The organism is Nocardia sp. NPDC050697 (genome assembly GCF_040654395.1).
GTDB lineage: Bacteria > Actinomycetota > Actinomycetes > Mycobacteriales > Mycobacteriaceae > Nocardia.
The window spans coordinates 1-5,434 of the sequence record NZ_JBFAHY010000021.1 but is presented as its reverse complement, the minus strand read 5'-3'; the positions used below and the strand labels follow the sequence as shown (position 1 = coordinate 5,434).

General features: G+C 61.3%; 4 protein-coding genes and 1 pseudogene. 3 read left to right on the top strand and 2 right to left on the bottom strand.

Translation table 11 applies throughout. The features are described from left to right. Positions 1 to 256: 256 nt before the first annotated feature. Positions 257 to 409: pseudogene (locus AB0H71_RS33855) on the top strand (transposase); the annotation flags it as partial. A 236-nt stretch (positions 410 to 645) separates the two neighbouring features. Here the strand turns inward: AB0H71_RS33855 and AB0H71_RS33850 are convergent. Further along, a complete protein-coding gene (locus AB0H71_RS33850) occupies positions 646 to 1,827 on the bottom strand; it encodes a hypothetical protein (protein WP_357029664.1) in 1,182 nt (393 codons plus the stop codon). After that, positions 1,824 to 2,042, bottom strand: coding sequence for a hypothetical protein (locus AB0H71_RS33845; RefSeq protein ID WP_357029661.1), 219 nt, complete (start codon positions 2,040 to 2,042; stop codon positions 1,824 to 1,826). The genes AB0H71_RS33850 and AB0H71_RS33845 overlap by 4 nt, the downstream gene beginning before the upstream one ends. A gap of 485 nt (positions 2,043 to 2,527) precedes the next feature. Between AB0H71_RS33845 and AB0H71_RS33840 the strand changes: the two genes are divergently transcribed. Beyond that, positions 2,528 to 3,148, top strand: a complete 621-nt coding sequence (locus AB0H71_RS33840) for a hypothetical protein (RefSeq protein WP_357029658.1) — start codon at positions 2,528 to 2,530, stop codon at positions 3,146 to 3,148. Positions 3,149 to 4,862: 1,714 nt separating this feature from the next. Further along, complete coding sequence (locus AB0H71_RS33835; protein ID WP_357029656.1) at positions 4,863 to 5,204, top strand: Lsr2 family protein; 342 nt, start codon at positions 4,863 to 4,865, stop codon at positions 5,202 to 5,204. The last annotated feature ends 230 nt before the right edge of the window (positions 5,205 to 5,434 follow it).

The following is a 5,434-nucleotide window of genomic DNA, read 5'->3' as shown; positions in this document are numbered from 1 at the left end:
GGGTTACGTCGCATCTTGCGGTGCGGTGGGGTTATCACCGCACCATCGGTCTGGGCGCCCAGGCACTGGTAGCCGGCGTCGGCCAAGACTCGGGCACGGACCCAGCGAGCATTCCGAGCAAGCGGGTTGCTGCACGAACAGGTGAAGGTGTGGTCTGCCTCACCATTCGGTTCCAACTTGACCTGCCCCACTGGTTGGGTTCCAAGATCGGGCGGCTAACTGATGGCCTCTCCGAAAGGCTGACAGTCACGCCACGCGCGCCTACCCTCCCGAGTGCCGCAACAGAGCAGTCGCATTGGTCCGAGCGGGACGACCGGCCAAGCAAACCGCAGTCGACCTCGGCATCCACCCGCTCACAATGTCGAAGTGGCTGCGCCAGGACGACATCGACCACGGTCGCCGTCCAGGGCCCGGAGTCCACTGAACTGCGTGCGGCGAAGAGATCTCCTACAACCAGCAACGCCGCCATTCCTGCCTCCGCTACCGCACCCCAATCGAGCACGAAGTACTGTCCGAGAACACACCCGTCACCGCCGCCAGTTAGCCACCCGGACTGGAACCCCAAGGATGGGGCAGGTCAAAGATGTCACTAATTCATGCAGCAGTCCCCATTTGTCTGAATCATAGAAGAATTGCTTCTCGTGCTCACCGCACTACCTGTGCGTATCCCGCATCACTGCTATGTTGCGGGCAAATCAGCAAACCCTCTTGCCCTTTCGACCATCCGCGTAGAAGAAGTAGTCGAATTACCGCTTCGGGGACTCGCCCGCCCGCGGCTATAGCATCTTCAGCGAGTGGGCCTCCCAGGATGGGTCCTTCATCGCACATTTGTTCAGCGCACGACACCGGCCATCGATCAGAAGGTTGGCAAATCATGCAGTGTCTAGTGACGATTAAGCCGCCGGAGTTGTCGGGCGCAGTATCTAGTTCAAGCCAACGAAAAACAATGTCGGCTTTGAGTTGAATCCTGCCATATCGTTCAATTGGCATTGTGCCGCATGTCGGGCATGCTATATTTCTCGGTTCTCCTTCATTGGAATTACGTTGCAGGGGTCTTCGTCTGGGCGTGATGTCCGACTCGCGGTGGGGATCGATGCCGAGGTTTGAGCCTGAAGGCCCCGCTTCGATACTTGCTATATGGGAGCCCAAGAGGGCTTTGCCGGCCGCGACTCGAGTCTCTTGCGTAAGCGACGCTATCCAATCTTTTGCTATATGATTGGGGACATCGTAGTGGCGGGCAACTTTCGTAATGCTCCCGAGCCTCCAGTAGTTGACACCGAAATCCGATGGCACGCTCACGCTGCTGTGGGCCGGCGTTTTCGTGGCGTCTTCTGACTTCGATTTCCTATCGAACTCGTTTCGCGGTGTAGCAGATTGATCTTCGTCTGAAACGATGTCACCAGCAAGGGCGACGGCTTCGGATTCGAGATCTATTTTCTCCGCAGTTTCGCTGACAGATATGGCAACCTCTGCGGGCACGCTGATGGACTCTGCGGCCCCCGCAGGTCCGCTTATGGACCCTGCGGGCCCCGCGGCCCCCGATTCGAACTTCTCGGCACCAGTGAGCTTGGGCTCCGGCCGATGCGGAACCATCAGCATGCGGGCCGTCCGGACAATCAGATCGAAGTCCACGGTCGAAAGTTCTTCCGGTATAACCGTACTATCCCCATTTGACACCTGTATCTGCGACACAGTGATGCCGAAGCCGTCCCGCTCTATCTTGGCAGTCACAAGAATGCTTCCTGTATTGCCATCACTAATGGTTACAACAAAGCTATCGGCTATCTCCGGATTCGCCCGCCAATTTGGAGGTGTTTCGTCATTCATGCTTTGTTCAATTTTCTCAGCCTGCCCACCCAGCCTTGTGCAGTGTGGCGTGGTACACCGTAATGGTTTGCCACAGCAGTAACGGTTCCGAGGCGCGCATACTGCCCAGCAAGATCATCTGGATTCGGCATTTTCCTGTAGGACCGCCGCGACTCCTCGCCCGTGATCGCAGGCGGGTTGCCCTCGGTTTGATGGCGTTCGTCGGCGTTGGCCACTTCTTCAGTGTGAGGGGCAGGTTTCGGTGGTCCTTTCTCCACATTATCGCGTGTTCTATTCAGTTCAAGTAGTGATTCGCCTCCAAAATGCCGATATAGCGCATTGACAATGACGCCAATGTCGATCTCTGAGATACTTCTGGCGGTTATTCCGGGTCGACCGATTGCGTTGATTGCGACGCTGGTAACACCTGACCCTGAGGTTGAAGAATCGATCTCAACCCTGAGGCTTGGCTGGGTACCTTCTCTTTCGCCAACCGACGATGGGTTCACGGTGACAACTACTGTGTATTGGGCCAACTATGTGCGCCTTCCCATTGAGGAGTGTTGGGTGTGATGTATATGCACGCTAGCACAGCAATTGAGAAAGTGTTCACCACTGGATCGTCTGAGTGGCGCCGAGTCGTTCTGGTGTGCAGCATGTTCGGTCGAAGCATGGCCCTGTGAACCGTCACGGGTTGGGGACCGATTCTTCCTAGAGGAAGATGGTCTCCATCATCTCGAAGCGGTACACGCCCAAGGTTCCCGAGAAGGTGCGCCTGGCTCTCAAGCGGCTCTATGAGTCCGGAACTTCCTATGCCGGGACCCAAGCCATCGCACCTTTGGTCGATATCCATTTCGAGACGTTGCGGATCTGGATCAAGAAGCCACTGGCCGAGGGCGCTAAACCGAACAGGCGAGCAGCCCGTGGCTTGTCGGCGGCCGAGCGTAACGGATTGACGCAGCTGCGTCGGGAGAACCGAGATCTGAAGCAGGCCAACGCGATCCTCAAGCTGGACTCGGCTTTCCTCGCACGGAACTCGACCCGCGAAACCGGTGATCGTCGGATTCATCGACAGGTACCGCCAGGTCTGCGGCGTCGAGTCGATCGGCCGCGCGCTGTCCGCGCACGGAGTCCAGATCGCCCACGGAGCTACCGCAAAGCCCGTCAGCAACCACCCCCGGCCCGCGATATCACCCACGCCTACCTGGAAACCGCACTGCGCGACCTCACCGGCCGGCCCGATCAGATGTACGACCGCAGTGAAATATTCTGCTACCTGCGCCGCCATGGCCACGACGTTGCCTTCTGCACCGTCGACCGGATATGCGCGAGCTCGGCGTGAACGGCGTCGCGCACGGCCGCAGACATCGCACCACGATCCCTGCCAAGGACGGCGTGCTGAAGGCTGTCCCGCCCGGTCACATACTTCCGCGGCGGCCATGGCGACTCCGACCGCGTGAACCTGCCACCGATCCGCTCGTGCAGCCGATCTAGCTCCGCTGCAACAATATCCACCACCACGCAGGCAAGCTATCTCACCTGAGCGCTGTTGCAGTATTAAAGTCGGCCCGTTCTTCACCGGGGCGCGATCACCCCATCCCTGCTCACGCAGCAGGCGGACCAGGACAGTGAATCGTGTCGACCGCTCGACCACGGTGCCGATCGCCGATCTTGCGGTACAGGTGGAGACCAGGCGATGACCACCACTTCCCCGGAACCGACGTCCCCGAGGACGGAACCCCAGCGGGCTCGGTCGGGCAGCTGGCGCCCAGGCCGTGCGCCAGCTGCCCCGACCTGCTCGGCCTGGTCGTCGCACTCATCAGCCACGACATCAACCCCGCCAACCACCACTACACCACCTCCGTCATGCTCTTCGACTCCGCCGCGGCACACGGACGCACCGACCTCGACAACCTCGGCCCCCAGAACAGCACGCCATCACCAAATGTGTACACGCCGGACCGATGCGATGAGCCGTCCCAGCAACGAATGATTCTCCCCCGACCCGAGGCGATCGCCCACTACCCGCTCATCCCTGCTGCGAATCGAACCCGCATCGAACACCGCCTAATCGGAGAACACGATGACCGAACACCCGGCTACCTCCGTCGCCGGTGACGGGCAGATCCGTGTGTATGCGCGGCGCTGTGACACCCACATCTTCGAGCTCTGCAACCTCAAAGGACCTGCGTCCAGGACGGGTCGCCGAACTCGTGCCCGACACCCTGGCCCACGAAGGCCACACCGTCCGCCACACCCTCGACAGCACCGGGGCCATCTGCCGCGGCTTCGCCGACAGCCCCCTGGCCCACGACCGCAGCTTCGCACTCCGCACCGGACGCGCCCTCACACGAATCGAACCACCCGCACCCACTGAGCCGTCATCTTCCTCGTCACGCTGACCGCTGTCTGCGCAGTCCGGACCCGCGACGACGCGCACACCTCAATCTAGCGCCAATGAGGACCCCCTTGCCTGCCCGACGCTGGAGACGACTGCGGTGATGTCGGAATAATTCAGTTCGCCGGAGCCGCACCGCACCCGTCCGCTCGCAGCGCCCGCCTCGACCTCTGACCACCACGCCGACGCAGTGCACGGCCGCAGTTCGAACAGGCCACCACACGCCAGCATCGACCATGGGGCAGTTGTGGATCAGAATCGGAAAGTGACCTCGGCCTGCATCCTGCACGATCTGCACTGGCACTCCCCGAACCCGCCGACATCTCCTGCGTCCGCAACCAGGACGGCGACATCTTCGCCAACCACGACACAAACGACTGGTGCTAGTAACACACCCACCACGGCGAATGGATCGATAAACCCCTGACCGGGTCGGCATTGGTCGTCGTCATGTCCGGTGCCAGCCTGCCCCTCGTCAAGGAACTCGACCACCCGCACTCCTGCACTCCTGCCTGATCAGCGTGGCACGCAGATCCACTCAGACCGCGCATGAAATTTCGGGGTGGGTGCCGTCCCATGACCGGGGTCGGTCTACTCGCGCGGCGCCGGCCACATAGACTCGGCCGACCTCGATGGATGGAAGTGAAGGAGCGCTCTGGTGGCCCGCAAAGTCGTTGTGACCGTGGTGGACGACCACGATGGCATCTCGCCCGCGACCGAAACCGTCACCTTCGGCCTCGACGGCATCGCCTACGAAATCGATCTCTCCGACACCAACGCCGGTAGCTTGCGCGGCTTCATCGAACAGTGGACACCCCACGCACGCCGGACCGGCAAGGCCGCTCGCAGCCGCCGTACTCCACCCCGCACGGCCGGGAACCGCCGCGCCGAAGTCGCCGCGATCCGCGTCTGGGCCACCGAGAACGGACACGAGATCTCCGCCCGCGGCCGAATCCCCACCGACGTCACCGACGCCTACCGCGCCGCCGCCACCCCCTGACCGTCGATACAACCAACCGAGGAGGCTGTGCGATCCGGCAATGTTCTGCCAGACTTAACACTCGGGTCGTCGTCGCAAGTTTCTACCCGTCCCGGTTTTGAAGGCTGTCCTGGGTGGCGCCAGAGGCGGATGGCGCTAGATGTTGCGGGTCATGAGGTTGTTGTCGCCCGGGACGGGGTGAGGTGAAGAGGGACGGGTCTCCCGACGGCAGGATGGAAAACGCCAATCCC